This is a genomic window from Streptomyces sp. NPDC002838, from assembly GCF_040295365.1.
GTDB lineage: Bacteria > Actinomycetota > Actinomycetes > Streptomycetales > Streptomycetaceae > Streptomyces.
In genome coordinates this window covers 12,049-28,148 of sequence record NZ_JBEOVF010000070.1, presented here as the reverse complement: position 1 = coordinate 28,148, position 16,100 = coordinate 12,049, and the positions used below count along the sequence as shown (strand labels likewise).

At 69.4% G+C, this 16,100-nt stretch carries 11 protein-coding genes and 3 pseudogenes; 8 read left to right on the top strand and 6 right to left on the bottom strand.

What is annotated here, in order from left to right:
* Positions 1-22 precede the first annotated feature (22 nt).
* From ABT063_RS45890 to ABT063_RS45875, 4 genes and pseudogenes are all read left to right on the top strand, one after another.
* Entirely contained in the window at positions 23-1,918 is a 1,896-nt protein-coding gene (locus ABT063_RS45890; RefSeq protein ID WP_351067106.1) for a phospholipase C, read from the top strand.
* A gap of 350 nt (positions 1,919-2,268) precedes the next feature.
* Positions 2,269-2,415, top strand: coding sequence for a hypothetical protein (locus ABT063_RS45885; RefSeq protein ID WP_351067105.1), 147 nt, complete (start codon positions 2,269-2,271; stop codon positions 2,413-2,415).
* A gap of 65 nt (positions 2,416-2,480) precedes the next feature.
* Positions 2,481-2,651: pseudogene (locus tag ABT063_RS45880) on the top strand (hypothetical protein); the annotation flags it as partial.
* A 64-nt stretch (positions 2,652-2,715) separates the two neighbouring features.
* Positions 2,716-2,994 (top strand): annotated as a pseudogene (locus ABT063_RS45875) (GntR family transcriptional regulator); the annotation flags it as partial.
* Here ABT063_RS45875 and ABT063_RS45870 read toward each other — a convergent pair.
* Positions 2,901-3,128 (bottom strand): hypothetical protein, encoded by a 228-nt coding sequence (locus tag ABT063_RS45870; protein ID WP_351067103.1) that lies wholly within the window; start codon positions 3,126-3,128, stop codon positions 2,901-2,903. The pseudogene ABT063_RS45875 and the gene ABT063_RS45870 sit on opposite strands and share 94 nt — an antisense overlap.
* Before the next feature lie 360 nt (positions 3,129-3,488).
* Here ABT063_RS45870 and ABT063_RS45865 point away from each other — a divergent pair, with 360 nt between their 5' ends.
* Positions 3,489-5,072 (top strand): carboxylesterase/lipase family protein, encoded by a 1,584-nt coding sequence (locus tag ABT063_RS45865; RefSeq protein ID WP_351067102.1) that lies wholly within the window; start codon positions 3,489-3,491, stop codon positions 5,070-5,072.
* An 82-nt stretch (positions 5,073-5,154) separates the two neighbouring features.
* Entirely contained in the window at positions 5,155-6,816 is a 1,662-nt protein-coding gene (locus tag ABT063_RS45860; RefSeq protein ID WP_351067101.1) for a carboxylesterase/lipase family protein, read from the top strand.
* A 46-nt stretch (positions 6,817-6,862) separates the two neighbouring features.
* Here ABT063_RS45860 and ABT063_RS45855 read toward each other — a convergent pair whose 3' ends face one another.
* Genes ABT063_RS45855 through ABT063_RS45840 form a run of 4 tightly spaced genes read right to left on the bottom strand, consistent with a single transcriptional unit; the run spans position 6,863 to position 11,107 of the window.
* Positions 6,863-7,906: an LLM class flavin-dependent oxidoreductase gene (locus ABT063_RS45855; RefSeq protein WP_351067100.1), complete on the bottom strand. Its 1,044-nt coding sequence runs from the start codon at positions 7,904-7,906 to the stop codon at positions 6,863-6,865.
* A 2-nt stretch (positions 7,907-7,908) separates the two neighbouring features.
* On the bottom strand, positions 7,909-8,391 hold the full coding sequence (rraA, locus tag ABT063_RS45850; protein WP_351067098.1) for a ribonuclease E activity regulator RraA: 483 nt from the start codon (positions 8,389-8,391) through the stop codon (positions 7,909-7,911).
* A complete protein-coding gene (locus ABT063_RS45845) occupies positions 8,388-10,130 on the bottom strand; it encodes a thiamine pyrophosphate-binding protein (RefSeq protein ID WP_351067097.1) in 1,743 nt (580 codons plus the stop codon). The genes rraA and ABT063_RS45845 overlap by 4 nt, the downstream gene beginning before the upstream one ends.
* Entirely contained in the window at positions 10,127-11,107 is a 981-nt protein-coding gene (locus ABT063_RS45840; protein ID WP_351067095.1) for an alpha/beta hydrolase, read from the bottom strand. Before ABT063_RS45840 ends, ABT063_RS45845 begins: the two co-directional genes overlap by 4 nt.
* Before the next feature lie 439 nt (positions 11,108-11,546).
* Between ABT063_RS45840 and ABT063_RS45835 the strand changes: the two are divergent.
* Positions 11,547-12,222, top strand: a pseudogene (locus tag ABT063_RS45835) (transposase); the annotation flags it as partial.
* Between the two features lie 485 nt (positions 12,223-12,707).
* A complete protein-coding gene (locus ABT063_RS45830; RefSeq protein WP_351067094.1) occupies positions 12,708-14,234 on the top strand; it encodes a glycosyl hydrolase family 28 protein in 1,527 nt (508 codons plus the stop codon).
* A gap of 460 nt (positions 14,235-14,694) precedes the next feature.
* On the opposite strand, the gene ABT063_RS45825 is transcribed toward ABT063_RS45830, so the two are convergent.
* Positions 14,695-15,933, bottom strand: a complete 1,239-nt coding sequence (locus ABT063_RS45825; RefSeq protein ID WP_351067092.1) for an MFS transporter — start codon at positions 15,931-15,933, stop codon at positions 14,695-14,697.
* Positions 15,934-16,100: the final 167 nt, after the last annotated feature.

Here is a 16,100-nt window from a genome sequence, read left to right as displayed (position 1 = left end):
CTCCCTCGGAAGGCGAGACAGCATGATCGGCACAGGAAGAACCCCAGGCGCGCGACGCCGGTTGGCTCGCGTGGGCGCCCTGCTCGGCGCCGCGGCCCTGGCGACCGCGAGCGGGGCCGTCCCCGCTTTCGCGGCCTCAGCGCACGGCGGCCACGGCCACTCCGGTACGCGCACTGCGACACCGATCAAGCACCTGGTGGTGATCTACGACGAGAACGTCTCGTTCGACCACTACTTCGCCACCTACCCCCAGGCCGCCAACACCGACGGCACCAAATTCGAGGCCGCGGCCCACACCCCGAAGACCGACAACCTCCTCACCGCCGGACTGCTGACGAAGAACCCGAACCTGTACACGCCCAAGCGACTGAGCAACTCGCAGGCCATGACCTGCGACCAGAACCACTCCTACGGCCCCGAGCAGTACGCGGCCGACGGCGGCAAGGCCGACAAGTACGTCGAGAACACCGAAGTCAGCAAGTGCAGCGGCCTGTTCGGTGAACCCGGCCTGGTGATGGACTACTACGACGGCAACACCGTCACCGCGCTGTGGAACTACGCCCAGCACTACACCCTCAACGACAAGTCCTTCAGCTCGGTCTACGGGCCCTCCACGCCCGGCGCGCTCAACCTGGTCTCCGGCCAGACGCACGGCGTCGTCTCCGTCGACCCGGCCTCCGGCACGGAGAACCCGAAGCAGACCACGACACCGGACTCGTACACCGTCGTCTCACCGAACGCCCGGGGCATCGGCACGGTCACGAACGACCCCGACCCGGCCTACGACGATTGCTCGGACAAGGACCACACCGCCACCAACGCCCTCGCGGCCATGCGGGGCAAGAACATTGGTGACCTGCTCAACGGCAAGGGCGTGACGTGGGGTTGGTTCCAGGGCGGCTTCCGCCCCGGCACCCCGTGGGACGGCAAGCAGGGCGACTACGCCAAGTGCGGCGGCACCACCCACACCAACGTCGGCGGCGCGGCGGTGGAGGACTACAGCCCGCACCACTCGCCGTTCCAGTACTACAAGTCGACGTCCAACCCGCACCACCTGGCCCCGAAGAGCATCGCCGAGATCGGGCACAACGGCCGCGCCAACCACAACTACGACCTGACCGACTTCGACGCCGCCCTCAAGGCCGGCAACCTGCCCGCGGTGAGCTTCCTCAAGGCCGCCGAGTACCAGGACGGCCACGCCGGCTACTCCGACCCGGTCGACGAACAGCACTTCCTGGTCAAGGAGATCAACGCGCTGCAGCAGTCCCCCGAGTGGAAGTCCACCGCGGTCGTGGTCGCCTACGACGACTCCGACGGCTGGTACGACCACGTCACCTCGAAGGTCCAAAACGGCTCCACGGACTCCACCGTCGGCTCCAACGGCAAGGCCCTCGACAGCCCCGCCTGCCAGTCCGGCCCGGCCGCCGCCGGCGGCTACGCGGACCGCTGCGGCCCCGGCACCCGCCAGCCGCTGCTGGTCATCTCCCCCTACAGCAAGGTGAACACGGTCGACCACACCGCCACCGAGCAGGCGTCGATCACCCAGTTCATCGAGAACAACTGGCACACCGGCCGCATCGGCGACGCCTCCTTCGACCAGCGCGCCGGCGCCCTGACCCATATGTTCGACTTCAGGCACCCCAACAGCAAGCAGGTGCTGCTGAACTCGGACGGCTCGGTCAAGTCGGTGAAGCGGATCCCGCACTCCGCGCAGACGGCCGCGTCCGCCCCCAGCACGACCCCGTACCCGCCGTACGTACACGAACTCCGGGCGCAGAACGTCGCCGACAGCAACTCCGCCTCCCCGACGATGCCGATCGCCCTCGCCGCCGGCCTCCTCACGGCTGGAGTCGCGACCGGCGCGCTCGCCCTGCGCCGCCGCAAAGCGCGCACGGGGCACACGGCGTCGACCTCCTGACCCACAACTACCAGCCATTGACGTCAGTTCCTCTCCGAGCCGACCGCACCGGCGGCCTATGGGCCCGGGGCCGGCGTGCCGTCCGCGTTGCTGCTCGTCCTCTCCGGGTTCGCGCTGCTGGCTTCGCTCGGATTCGACGAGTGATGCGCCCATGGAATGGTCGAGGGCCCTGGGCGCATCCGGGACACCCGGCGGGCGACCTTTCCTCCTGCGGTCGTCTGCGAGTTCGAGCGCGGCGAGGTCTCGGCCGGCGCGACAGGGTGTTGTTCGGTGGTGTGCTCGCCCCGCTGCCCACCCGGCGCTGATCGGACGGCGTTCATCGACATCGACTCCCCCCCACCTCACGGCCGGTGATCGCCACCGTGCGGATGCGCCGCGGCGAAGCGGAGGACTCCCGCGGCGCCCCGAAGCTTGTCAGTGAGGCGCCGGCCACCGCGGCCGAGGCCGGCTGCACCGGCATGCGCATCCTGCGGGCGGACTCGCAGGCACCGATGTGATCGCTGACATCGGCCTTGAGCCTGACTTGGTCGCCGTATGCGCTCTTCGTCAGCGTGATGTCAACATGCAGCGCCATGGGAATCCGGGTGCGCTCCACCATGCCCGAGTAGATGGCCTGGTTCTGCTGGGGTGCCCCTGCGCCCACCCGTGCCGCATCAGCGCGATGGCCGCCATCATCGCCGTGACCGTCGTCATCGCCGGCGTCCACGGCATGAACTTCGACCACATGCCCGAGCTTCGCTGGACGCTCGGCCGTCTCCTGATCGTGGTCCTGGCCTTCACCGCCTGCGCCCTGATCCACCATCGGCAGTCTGCTGCCCTCGGAGACCGACCTCGCGTCCGGCTACGGCGTCTCCCGCGGCACCATTCGCCAGGCCGTCGCCGCCCTGACCGCCGAGGGGCTCATCGGTTCTCGCCAGGGCGCCCGCCGCGTGATCCTGGCCAGCCGCCGTAGCCAGAGCTTCGCCGAGCTGCGCAGCTTCGCTCAGTGGTCGCGGGCGATGGGCCGCGTGGCGACCGGCCGGGTGGTGGCGCAGGAGTACCACCCGGCGACCGCCGAGGACGCCGTGCGACTCCAGAGCCGGCGCTCGTCGACGTGCAGGGTGATACGGCATAACTCGCCGGGGCGCAGCTCCACGCGGTCGAAGGCGGCCAGGGTCCAGGAGGCGCCCCAGTCGAGGTGACGAAGCCGGAGAAGCCGCGTTCGCCGCAAAAACCAGTGGCAGTCCGGGGCTGGTGCATGCGGGCGTCCCTTCCCTGCGGTGCACGTCATCGGCGCACCGCCCGACGCCCCCTGACGCGAGCCGAACCGATACCGGGTCACATCGGCTCGGGCGTCGGACGGATGCGGACCGAGTCTGGATGGGGGAACACCTGCGGTCAACACTTCAAGCGACCCCCATCCCTGTATCACCAATGTTTTTCGGTTTCTGAACCGCGCCTGTATGCGCAGGTCACGGCCCGGTCGCCAGCGCCTGGTCCGGCTTCAAGAGATGAAGAATTTCTGTCACACACATTGCTGACAATATTGCGGGCCGTTACGTTCGCAGTCGCCCTTCCTTTGGAGGTTCGTGTGCTCAGACGTGCCCTGAAGCAGCGCTTGGCCGCTCTGGCAGCGGCAGTCCTCGTTCCCGCCGTGGCCCTGGGAGCCTCCGTCACCACGGCGGATTCCGCCGGTGATCCCGGCCCGAGCCGCGCGACGTCCGTCGTACGGACGGACAACGGCCTGGTCCGCGGGGTCGCGGCCGACCGGGCGGACCGGTTCCTGGGGCTGCCGTACGCGGCGCCGCCCGTACGGGAGTTGAGGTTCGCGCCGCCCGCCGCCCCGGCGTCCTGGAAGGGCGTCCGCCAGGCGGTACACCAGTCACCGGCCTGTCCGCAGTTCCAGCCCTCCGGGATCCGGGAGGAGCAGGCGGTCAGCGAGGACTGTCTCTACCTCGACCTCTACCGCCCGAGTGGCACCCGTCCCGGCGCCCGCCTCCCCGTGATGGTGTGGTTCCACGGCGGAGCCAACACCCAGGGCACCGGCGTCATCTACGGCGGCGGCACCATGGCCGCCAAGACCGGCGTCATCGTCATCTCCGTCAACTACCGCCTGGGCGCGCTCGGTTTCCTCGCCCACGCGGCGCTGAGCGCCGTCACTCCGGGCGGATCCGGCAACTACGGCCGGATGGACCAGCTGGCGTCCCTGAACTGGGTCCGGGACAACATCGCCCGCTTCGGCGGCGACCCCGGCAACGTCACCATCTACGGCCAGTCCGCCGGCGGGTCGGGCGTGTGCGACCTGCTGGCCATGCCGTCCGCGCGTGGTCTGTTCGACCAGGCCGTCGTGCAGAGTTCCCACTGCCTGTCCGAACGCCCCTCCTTGTCCGCCGGTGAGCAGAGCGGTGTCACCTTCGCCAAGGAGGTCGGCTGCACCGACCGGGCCACCGTCGTCACCTGCCTGCGCAAGGCCTGGCCGGGCACGCTCGTCGCGCACCAGGACGACTACCTCGGCAACTCCAAGGTGGGCGGATCCCTGCTGCCGAAGTCCTTCGAGCAGGCCTTCACCGACGGCAGTTGGAACGCGGTCCCGGTGATGACCGGCAACACCCGCTCCGAGAACCGCCTCGGCTCCGAGTCGCTCGCCGACCTCACCGCCGAGGGCTACGAGAAGCTGGTCCGTGAGAGCTACGGCGACCGGGCCGAGCGCGTCCTGCGGTTGTACCCGCCGGCGAAGTACACGAGCCCGTGGGACGCCCTCACCCAGATACGGACGGACGCCCAGCGCGCCTGCCCCAACCAGCGGGCCGCACAGCTGATCTCGAGCAAAGCCGCCGTCTACCGCTACGAGTTCAACGACCCCACCTCGCCGACGTTGTACGGCTTCGCCATCCCCGGCAAGGACATGTCCAACGCACACAGCGCCGAACTCGCCTACCTCTTCGACTTCACCCTCGGCGAGCGCCCGCTGACCGCCCAGCAGGAGAAGCTGTCCGACCAGATGATGCGCTACTGGGGCGCCTTCGCGCACAACGGCAAGCCGGTCGTCAAGGGAGCCCCCGCCTGGCCGGAGTACGACGCCGACCGGCCGGTCATGCAGTTGCGCACCGCCGGAGCCAGCAAGGTGATCACCACGTACGCGGCCGACCACCACTGCGACTTCTGGCTCGGCTGACACCGGCCCGGCCCGGCCCACCCTTCCCGGCACGCCCGCACGCAGAAAACAGGGAGCCATGAGAGCAGAAAGCAGGGGAGCCATGAGAAACGTCATCACCCTGCGCGGCAAAGGCCGCGCCGCACTGACCGCCCTGGGCCTCGTCGCCCTGGGGCTCACCCCGATCGTCGCCCAGGCCCAGTCGTCCACAACAGCGGGAGCCCGCCCCGTCTCCAACGTGGTGCAGACCACGGACGGCAAGGTGCGGGGCACCCACCGGACCGATTACGCCGCGTGGCTCGGCATCCCGTACGCGGCCGACGCCTCCGGCGCGGGCCGCTGGAAGGCCCCCCGGCCCGTCAAGAAGTGGTCGGGCGTCCGCGATGCCACCTCCTTCGGTGACCGGTGTGCGCAGAACACCGGCTGGGACCCCGGCTACGAGAAGACCATCACCACCGAGGACTGCCTCGACCTCAACGTCTACGTCCCCGACTCCGCCCGGGCCAAGGCACCGGTGCTGGTGTGGATCCACGGCGGCGGCTTCACCGGCGGCGCGGGCCAGGACACCAACCCGCGCGAGTTCGTCACGCAGACCGGCTCTATCGTCGTCACCGTCAACTACCGGCTCGGCGTACTCGGCACCCTCAACCTCCCCCAGCTGCAGACCGAGAGCAAGGACGGCCCCGGCAACTACGGCCTCCTCGACCAGCAGGCGGCCCTGCGCTGGGTCAAGGCCAACATCTCCCGCTTCGGCGGCGACCCGAAGAACGTCACCATCGCGGGGCAGTCCGCCGGCGCCGGCTCGGTCTGCGACCACCTCGCCTCACCCACCGCCAAGGACCTGTTCGCCCGCACGGTCATCATGAGCGGCGGCTGCAACCCGCAGACCGCGGCCTCCGGGCAGGCGCAGAGCGCCGCCTTCGTCAAGGAGGCCGGCTGCGCCACCGCCTCCGACGTGCTCGCCTGCCTGCGCGCCAAACCCGCCGCCGACCTCCTCGCCGCCCAGAAGAAGGCGGGCGTCTCGCTCTCCCTCGGCGGCCGGGCCTTCCCGGTCAACCCGGGAACAGCCGTCCAGAGCGGCGACTTCAACCGGGTTCCGGTGATGCTGGGCCAGACGAACAGCGAGCGGGGCCTGTCCACCTTCCAGAACTACGACTATCTCGGTACGCCGATGACGGCCGCCCAGTACGAGGCCGCCGTGCGCTCGGCCTACGGCGCGAATGCCGACGAGGTGCTCGCCGAGTATCCGCTGAGCGCCTACCGGACCCCGGGCGAGGCGTGGACCGACGCCCAGAACGGCTCGACGTCGTACACCCGGTGGCAACTGATGCGCACGCTGTCCAAGTGGGTGCCCACCTACGCCTACGAGTTCGCCGAGAGCGACACCCCGCACTTCACCTCGATCCATCTCATCCAGCGGAAGAGCGAGGCCGCCCGCGACTTCCCCTTCGGCGGCGCGATCCACGTCGACGACCTCGGCTACCTCTGGGACTACCTCGGCCAGACCCTGCCGTACGACGACGACCAACTGGAGCTGTCCCGGCAGATGATCACCTACTGGAGCCGGTTCGCCGCGTCCGGCGACCCGAACGGCTCCGGCACGCCCTCCTGGCCCAAGTTCCGTGAGCGGACGGGCGAGTTGATGTCCCTGGTCGCCTGCGACACCTCCCCGGCGAGCGGTGACGCGCCGGCCGCCTGCTCCAAGGCGAGCCGGAACTTCGCCAAGGAGCACAACCTCGACTTCTGGGAGAGCCTGACATCCTGACCGATCCGACCGGGTCACCGGATCGCCCGGCAGCGGGCGACCCCGGTCACCGGACGTGAGGCAATACCCGCTCTCCGAAGGTCCTCAGCACCCACTCCAGTTGAGGGAGGCTGCCGCGGTTGGCCAGCCACATCCGGCGGACGCCCGAGGCCGCGAGGTCCGAGATGCGCCGGATCCAGCCCCCCGGATCTCCCGCCATCCCCCATCGGGTCATGGCGAATTCGGTGAGCCCGAGGCGTTCCATGAGGAGTTCGTTGGTGCCGGCGGGCCGCTGGTGGTCGGCCAGGTTGTACTGCCCCACGTACTCCCGGACGGCGTCGTGGTGGCGCTCGGGAACCAATCGCCCCTCGACACCGCCTCGCATGCTGTGGTGCAGGATAGAGGCCAGTGAGGGGAGCACCCGGTTCCGCGCGGTCTCCCGGTCGGCGTCCAGGACGCTGCGGACGGTGAACCAGGGCTGGACGCCGGCGGGGTCCCTACCGCGCCGGCGTGCGCCACGCTCGACCTGCTCCAGCGACCAGGCGACGACTTCGGGCGTGAGTCCAGTGCCGATGGAGACCGCGTCGCCGATCGCTCCGGCGAGTTCCAGCATGCGCGGGCCTTCGGCCCCGACCGAGATACGGACGGGACCACGCTCGCCGCCGTAGGCGCGGATGTCGCGCCCTTCGAAGCGCCCGTGCCCGATCGCCAGGACGTCCCGGACGCAACGGACGTACTCCTCCAGCCGCGCCCGGGTCGCCGGACTGCGGCCGACACTGCGCACGGCGGAATCGCCCGTCGCGATCTCCATGAAGGCGCGGCCCTCGGTCATGGCATCGATCGTGGCGAGGAACGCCGCGGCGATCTGCGGATCACGGGTCCAGGGGTTGGTCGGGCGCATGCCGACGTACGTCCGTGTGGTGCCGAGCGCCAGGAGGGTGACCCGGGCCGCCGCCTCGTTCAGCCGGAAGCCGGTGTCACCGACACCGATCGAGTGCAGGCCGAAGTCGTCGGCCATCCGGGCCAGTTCGATCAGTCTGTGGGCGTGCCGGCGGGTGAAGACGGGTTCGACGACCGTGAACTGCATCGCGAACTCCAGTGTTCCACCCATCCTCAGTCCGCCCCATGGGGCACCAACACCACGCCGTCCTCGTCCACATGGACCGTGTCCCCGGGTGTGAACACGACGTCGCCGAAGCACACCGGCTCTCCCGCTGTGCCGGTACCGGCCTTGCCGCTGCGGCGCGGGTTGGAGCCCAGGGCGGCCACTCCGAAGTGGATCTCGCGCAGCCCGGCCACGTCACGCACCGCGCCGTGGACGATCACACCGGCCCAGCCGTTGCCCCTCGCCAGGTGTGCCAGGACATCGCCGAGAAGGGCCGTGCGCAGCGAGCCCTCGCCGTCGATCACCAGCACTCGGCCGTGCCCGGGCCGCGACAGTGCCGTGCGCACGAGCACGTTGTCCTCACGGCAGCGCACGGTGTCGATGACCCCGCTGAACCGGACCCGGCCACCGTAGCTGCGCAGTTGGGCCGTGCGGGTGCGGGCCGTGCCCTCCAGCCTGTCGTAGACGTCCGCCGTCGCTTCGTCTGTCACCGTCGGGCCCCTCCGTCCGTCGTGGGCAGTGTGTGCGGCAGCCTCATGTGCCGGCTGAGCACCGAACGGGCCGTGCGTACGTCGACGACAGCGAGGCCGGGACGCAGTGCTGCCTCGGCGAGCGCGTGCGCGTCGGGCGTGTCGATGGTCGAGGAGCGGGCGCCGAACGCGGCCGCGAGCGGGGCGAGATCGGGCGACGGCACGATGGCCGCCTCGGCGTCATCGCCGTCCTTTCTCAGTCGCTGGTACTCGGTGCCGAGGGCTTGGTCGTTGAGGACGAACACGGTCAGATCCGCACCGGCCCGGGCAGCGGTGTCCAGTTCCTGCACGTGCATCATGAGCGCGGCGTCCCCCTCGAAGACGACGGTCTTGCGGTCCGGCGAACCCAACGCCACGCCGATGGCCGTAGTGAGCGCCTGCCCGATGGACCCGAAGCCCTGGGCGGCGAAGAAGCGGCCCCGTGCGGGCACCGTGACGAAGGCCGCGGCGAAGCCCGAGCAGTGCCCGTTGCTGATGACCACGTTCGCGTCCTCGGGGATGCGCTCGCTGATCTCCGCGACCGCATGCCGGGGATCGACGGTGCCGTCGGGGACGGGTGGGGAGAAGTCCCTCAGGTCCTCCAGCCAGCAGTCGGCGGACGGACCGACCGGAGCGAACCATGGCCGCCGGGTGCCACCGGTCGCGGCGCGGGTCAGGGACACCGCGTGCTTCAGCGTGCCCGTCGCGTCGCCGCGAAGCGTCTCCGTCTTTCCCGGCTCGGGTACGACGTTCTCGGGTACGTCGGTCTCCGATACGCCGTTCTCGGGGCCGTCGTCGACGACCTTGACGACGTGCGTCTGCGCGAACAGGCGCGTCGACTGTGTGGTGCTGCGGCCCATGGAGGCACCGATGGCGACAACCAGGTCCGCGGCACGCAGCACGCGTTCGGCCGCCGGATGGGCCAGGCCCCCGGCGATGCCCAGATCGAGAGGGTGCCCGTCGAACAGTCCCTTGGCGGGCAGTGTCGTCGCCAGCCCGGCACCGAAGTGGTCCGCGAGCATCCGCATCAGATCCGGCGCGACGCCGTCCATCGCGCCTCGGCCCGCGATCAGTACGGGCCGTGCCGCCTCCGTCAGGAGCCGGGTGAGCCGCTCGGCCGAGGCGAGGTCGTCAGCGACCGTGGGCGCCGCGCCCCGCAGTCGGTACATTCGTCCGGTCTCGGCCCGTCCGGTGACGGGAGCGGTGAGGAGGTCGGCCGCGACGCCGAGGACGACCGGCCTCGACTCGGCCTGAGCGAGGGCGATGACCTCGGCGAGGAGGTCCGCCGGGCTCTCCCCCGGTGCCATGCTGCGGTAGACCGCCTCGCACGAGGCGACGAAGGACGCCTGGTCGAAGGTCTGGGCTCCCTGGTAGCCGGTCGGTGTCTCGGCCGCGATGACGACGAGCGGTGACCGGTTGCGGGCCGCCACCAGCAGCGAGGTCGCCACGTGGCTGAGCCCTGGCCCATGGGTGACCGAGCAGATTCCGATGCGGCCCGAGCACCAGCCGTATCCCTCGGCCATGGCCACCGCGGCGCTCTCGTGCCGTACCTCGACCACCCGTACGCCTCGGGCTTCGAGCGCGATGAACAGGTGCATGTTGCCGTCGCCCATAAGTCCGAAGACATGGGTGCACCCTGTCTGCGCCACGGCGTCGGCGAACTCCCAGGCGTGGGTGCGGACTTCGGTTTCGGTTCCGGCGGCCTCGTTCGCCTTGCTCAAGAAGACTCCTTCGGTGAACCGGAAGTCCTCAGCAAATGCTGGGAGAAGAAGGGGAGCACCTTTTCCTCGAACCGCTGGGGGATACGGTTGCCGTGATTTCCTTGGTACACCTCGAACGTGTGCGGTACGTCGTAGGACGCCAGGATGCGGTCGAATTCGGTGAGGTTGGCGGCGATGTTCGTGTCCTGATCGCCGACGTCGAACGCGATGCGCTGCTTCCTCAGGTTGTTGATGTACTGGTCGACCATGGCCAGCGGCCGGTTGGCGGTCATCCGCGCGAACACCGACGCCTGGAGTTGACCGTTCTTGACCGGAGAGTCGTAGTAGAGAGGCGGGTTGGCGGGGTTGGGCGCCCACGAGGCCGCCGCGGCTACCGCGGTCCTGATACTGGCGGGAATCTGGGTGTAGTCGTCGGGGCGCTCCCTGAAGGCTTCGAACGCCGCCATCTCCTCCGGAGTGTCAGGGATGTTGCTCGTGGGGGAAATGCAGCACGAGCTGAGGATGTAGAGGGCCGAGAAGACCTCGGGATGCTTCATCCCGATCCTCATCGCGCCGTAGCCCCCCATGGAGTGGCCGGCCAGTCCTCGCGCCTTCGCCCGAGGGATGGTGCGGAAGTGCTGGTCGACGTACGACACCAGCTCACGCGAGATGAACGTCTCCCAGTCACCGGTGGTCGCCCCGCTGGAGTAGTTGCTGCCGCCGTAGACGGTCATCGCCTTCGGAGTGACGATGATCATCTCTCGTGCGGTGCCGGCGCCGATCGTGCGGTCGGCGATGGTGGGGATGTGCGTCGCTGCCCCGGTGCCGAAGTAGCTCAGATCCGTGTTCGTGAACCCGTGCAGCATGTACAGGACCGGGTAACGACGATGGGGGTTCGACTTGTAGCCGGGGGGCAGGTAGACCGAGACGTCACGGTCCGGCGAGTCCCCTTCCAGATTCCCTTCCAGCGACTTCCCGTGCACCCGAAGACGCAGCACGGTGCCCTTCGCATCGCGAGTCGCCCGGACAACGGACGTGTCTCTTTCAGAACTTGCGTCAGAACCTGCGCTCGGTGGAGATGCCGCTCCCAGTGATATCGCGACGAGAACGCCGGCCAGCGATGCCGCGGCGACCCGCTTCCTGACGCCTTTTATCTTCCATGTCGGTCTCAACGATGCACTCCTTCTCGCTTCCCGCCATGGTCGGAAGTCCGCGGGAAGAAGTGCAATGCCTCGCACGAAAGGATCCGTGATCGGCTGATAAGGCTGACCTCGATCTTGCATGAAGGGCCCTCAGTTTGCTGACAACCCGTTCTGCTTGTTCGGGGCCAGCGGTTTCCGCGGGTGGCATAGCTGCGGCCCGGCTATCGCGTCGGGTGGGCTCCGGGTTCCACAGCTTCGGTGGGGCGGTGCTGCTCGCAGGGATGATGAAGGCTCAGAGCGCGTCCTCGGCCCCCGACTGGACCACCCGGCCGTCACCTGGCTGCTGGAACGCTACGGCTCCCCGGCCGCTCTACGGAAAGCCGGCCGCCGAAGTCATCCGGCCCAGGGCCCCGCGCATGGCCGTGTCCGGCTGATCGACGAGGTCTTCGACGCGCTCGATGAACAGACCGTCGTCGGTTCCCGGCACCGGCACCCTCGACGTGGTCGTCCCCTCCCTGGCCCGTTCCCTCGCCGCCGTCGACGAACAACGCCGGGCTCTTGGACCGAGATCGAAGCCCTGCTGGAGGAGCACCCTCTTTCGCAGGTCCTGGCCTCGATGCCGGGTCGCGGTCAGGACCGCCGCCGTGCCGCTGGTCACCGTCGGCGACGGCACCGGCTTCCCCACCGCCGCCCACCTCGCCTCCTGCGCCGGCCTCGCACCGGCCACCAAGTCGTCCGGGGCCCTCGATGCACGGCGAGTACGCGCCGAGAGGCGGAAACCGGCAGTTGAAACGGGCCATGTTCCTCTCGGCCTTCGCCGCCCTGCACGATCCCGCCTCCCGCACCTACCACGACAGATGCCGCTCCCGCGAGGAGAGCACGCCCAAGCTCTCCTCCGCCTTGCCCGCCACCGCATCAGCATGCTGTTCGCCATGCCCCGTGACGGCACCTTCCACGAACCCCGGCATCCCGAGCGGCCGGCCCGCCGGAGAGTACCGGCTCGACAGGCCCCACCGCGTCCCCACCCGCACACCGCGCACCGACCCCGGCGGGTGCCGACTCGCCGGTGGACCGGCTGGGTAGGGCAAGGCGCCCGGTCACTAAGGCCCGTCGCTCTGGTACCACCTTCGGCAGGCGACGGGCCAGTGATGCGTGCAGCCACCTCCCTGTCGGCACGGTGACGAGGACCGGGCACGCCCTTCTGGCTTGGGAGGCGGCCGTGCTGGGTGCGGCGGTAACGCTTCCGGTCTACGGATACGTGCCTCCGGCTGAGGCCCCGAGAGGCCCTCAGCAGAAACCGGTTGCTATAAGAGTCGGCCGACCTCTTGACGATGAACTTGCTCGTGCAGCAGATTTCCGCTTGACGGACCAATCCCGCCCATACGCCGATGCGGCGCCGGGCCTTCACGCACTGAACAGGGATTATCACCCGCCCGCGTTCCACCAAGGAGTCCCCATGAGCTCGATCCTCTCCCGGCGAACCGCCCTTCAGGCCGCAGGCGCCGTCGCTGTCGGCAGCATGGTCAGCGGTGTCACGGGCATCGCTCAGGCTGCGGCCGCAGAAACCGGTTCCACAGGCGACATCGTTGTCGTCCACCCGCCCCTGCCGCAGGTGCCGGCCAACAACTCCTTCACCGTCAAAGTCCGGCCGCTCGGCGGCACCTGGCAGAGAGTCGGCGTCTACCTGGCCAAGCTCGCGCTGATCGACGCCGTCACCGGCAGCAACCCGGTCAAGAACTCCTCCTGGGCAGCCTTCGACTTCTCCGGCACCGTCGAGGTCGAGGTCACCTACAACCCGGGCAGCGCGGAGAAGTTCCGCATCCGCCCGGACTCGTACGGCATCACCCCCGAGGTGCTCGGCAGCACCGCGCGCTTCACCCTGGACCGGCCCCGCAACATCGTCGTCCAGGTCGACGACAAGATCTTCGACTGCCTGCACCTGTTCGCGAACCCGATCGAGCGGGACGTGCCCGCCGAGGGCGACAAGCACGTCATGTACTTCGGGCCCGGTCTGCACACCCCCACTGACGGGGTGCTGAAGGTGCCCAGCAACACCACCGTCTACCTGGCCCCCGGTGCGGTCCTCGTCGCACACGTGAATATCGAGGGGGTGGAGAACTCCCGGGTGATCGGCCGCGGTGTGATCTACAACTCCAAGTGGGGCGCGATGTTCGTCCGCAAGTGCGAGAACGTCACGATCGACGGCATCACGATCCTCAACCCCCGGTACGAGAACATCCGGGTCGCCGAGTGCCAGAACCTCACCATAAAGAACCTGCGCGCCTTCAGCCGCGAGGGCTGGGGCGACGGCATCCAGCTCTACTGCTCGGAGAACGTCACGATCGACGGCTGCTTCCTGCGCACGTCCGACGACTGCATCGCCCTCTACACCCACCGCTGGGACTTCTACGGCGACACCCGCAACATCACCGTCAAGAACTGCTCCCTCTGGGCCGACGTCGCCCACCCGATCAACATGGCCGTGCACGGCAATCCCGACCCCGCCGCGCCCGAGATGCTGGAGAACCTGAACTTCGAGAACATCGACATCCTCGACCACCGTGAGCCGCAGGTGAACGCCCAGGGCTGCATCGCCATCAATGCCGCCGACGGCAACCTCGTCCGGGATGTGAGGTTCGACAACATCCGCGTGGAGGACTTCCGCTGGGGCCAGCTCGTCCACGTGCGGGTCATCAACAACCCGAAGTGGAACAAGGCGTCCGGCCGCGGCATCGAGAACGTGTACGTCAAGGACCTCAGCTACAACGGCAAGAACGCCGACGTGTCGATCATCGCCGGGACCGATGCGGAGCACACCGTCAAGGACGTCACCTTCGAGAACCTCCGTGTCAACGGCAGGGTGATCGCCGACAGCGGGGGCAAGCCGAGGTGGTACCTGGCCTCGGACGGTGTGCCCATGTTCGTCAACGAGCACGTGCAGAACCTCCGCTTCCTCACCACCGAGGAGGCCGCGGCCCTGTGACCGCCGGCGGTCGGCCCGGCGTCTTGCCGAGCGGACGGTCTCCCCGAGGGGACAGTCTTGCCGGGGGGACGCCGGGGCCGACCGCCCTTTGCTGTGCGGCAGCACCACAGCTCCGGCCTAACTTGCCTTCGGCGCCTCAGACCAGGCGGTTGACGACGGCGCGGACACCCCGGGAAGGCGGGCCGCCGCAGGGACGATCCAGGGAGCCGCCCCGGAGCGGTGGCGGAGCCATTGCCCGAGGCTGGGGCCCTTCTGATGGATCTCCGCGGCGTCGCGACGCCCAGCACGCTCCCCCACTCTCGACTTCGCTGAAGCGGGAGGTGCCCCCACCGCCGCACCGCGCGAAAGCCCAAGTAACGCCTCCCCCACTCTCGGCTCCGCTCGAGCGGGGGGACCCCCATCGAGGACTTCCGCGCGGCACGCCGAGAGCACGCACCGGACCTTCTCCCACGGAGATCCATCAGAAGGACCCTAACGCCGCCCCTACGGCAGATACCTGCGTACCTGAGGCGGAAGCACGGCGGCGGCCGCCCCGGCGAGGACGGCGAGGGCCACACACGCCGCGGACAGCGAGAGCGCGCCGGCCAGCGCGGCGATGACGAACGGCGCGGCAGAGGGCGCCAGTTCCGTCGTCAGCCGCCATGAGCCGAGGAAGGGCGCGGGTGATCGCGGGTCGGCGAGATCCGACCCCCATGGTGGCGACGACGCCTCCGCTCCAGCCGTTGGCCATGGCCATCACCGTGGTGCTGGTCAGGAACCACGCCAGGCCGGCGGGCAGTTGAGGTGCGAGCGCGAGGCCGAGATGCGAGACCCCGAAGGCAACGAGGGCCGGTACGGCGACCGCGAGCCTTCCCCAACGATCGGTCACGATTCCGCCGAGGTAGAACAGGGAGAAGTCGAGCCCGGACGCGACGCCCACGACGAGGGTGACGGTCACCTCGTCCAGGCCGACGGCGGCGCCGACGAGGGGTACGAGGATGCGTCTGGTGGTGCGCATCGTACTGACGACGGAGACGGTCAGACCGAGCGTCAGCAAAACGTCCCGGCGCTCCCGGATGGTACGCAGGACCCTCGGACGCGCCGCCCTGGTGTCGTCCTCGTCCGCCTCACTCTCGTGAAAAGGGGCCAGGGCGACGATGACCGCCTGGAGAACGGACGTCGCCACGACGACGAGGAAGCCGCCTCGGACGTCGCCCGTGAGCCGCATCGCGGCAGCCGCGAGGAACGGGCCGGCGAACAGTCCCAGCCGGGCGGCCCCGGCGAGGGCGGAGAGCGACCGCCCGCGTACCTCGACGGGCACCGCCACGGTGACCCACGCATGGCGGGCCATGATGAAGACGGAGACACCGCTCCCGATCAGCAGCGCACCGGCCGCAAGGGCCCACAGGGTCGAGGCCAGGTGGGCCGACAGGCCGCCGAGGCCCGTGACCGCCGTCGACGCGAGCATGACGGGCCGCTCCCCGAACCGGGAGACGAGCCATCCGGCCGGCAACGCCAGCAGCAGCTGCCCGACGGTGAGCATGGCGGCGACCACGGCCGCGGCGGCCGAGGACTCGGTCAGCGACATCGCGGCCAGCAGGGTGACAGGCACCGCGGCACCCTGACCGGAGCCATGGAGGACGTTGGGGATCAGCGCGGTCGGCAGCAGGTCTCGCCAGGGAACGGTCGGCCGTGACCCTGTGGGCGTGTGCACATCCATCGGGCTCCTCGGAGGAGGGATCCGCGTGCGGTTCCAGGTCGTCGCGTCCGCACCGTTCCGCACGCACGGCACTTGCGTGTACTGTCCCGCACATCGAAGACTGCGGACAACATTGTCAACGATCCATGGAGCCGACCCGACAGCACGCCAACGCAGCGATAAGACCA

What these genes read in the sequence shown, in the direction of transcription:
- ABT063_RS45890 (WP_351067106.1), top strand. Translation starts at nt 23, where the DNA reads ATGATCGGCACAGGAAGAACCCCAGGCGCGCGACGCCGGTTGGCTCGC.
- ABT063_RS45860 (WP_351067101.1), top strand. Translation starts at nt 5,155, where the DNA reads ATGAGAAACGTCATCACCCTGCGCGGCAAAGGCCGCGCCGCACTGACC.
- ABT063_RS45855 (WP_351067100.1), bottom strand. Translation starts at nt 7,906, where the DNA reads ATGGGTGGAACACTGGAGTTCGCGATGCAGTTCACGGTCGTCGAACCC.
- ABT063_RS45830 (WP_351067094.1), top strand. Translation starts at nt 12,708, where the DNA reads ATGAGCTCGATCCTCTCCCGGCGAACCGCCCTTCAGGCCGCAGGCGCC.
- ABT063_RS45825 (WP_351067092.1), bottom strand. Translation starts at nt 15,933, where the DNA reads ATGGATGTGCACACGCCCACAGGGTCACGGCCGACCGTTCCCTGGCGA.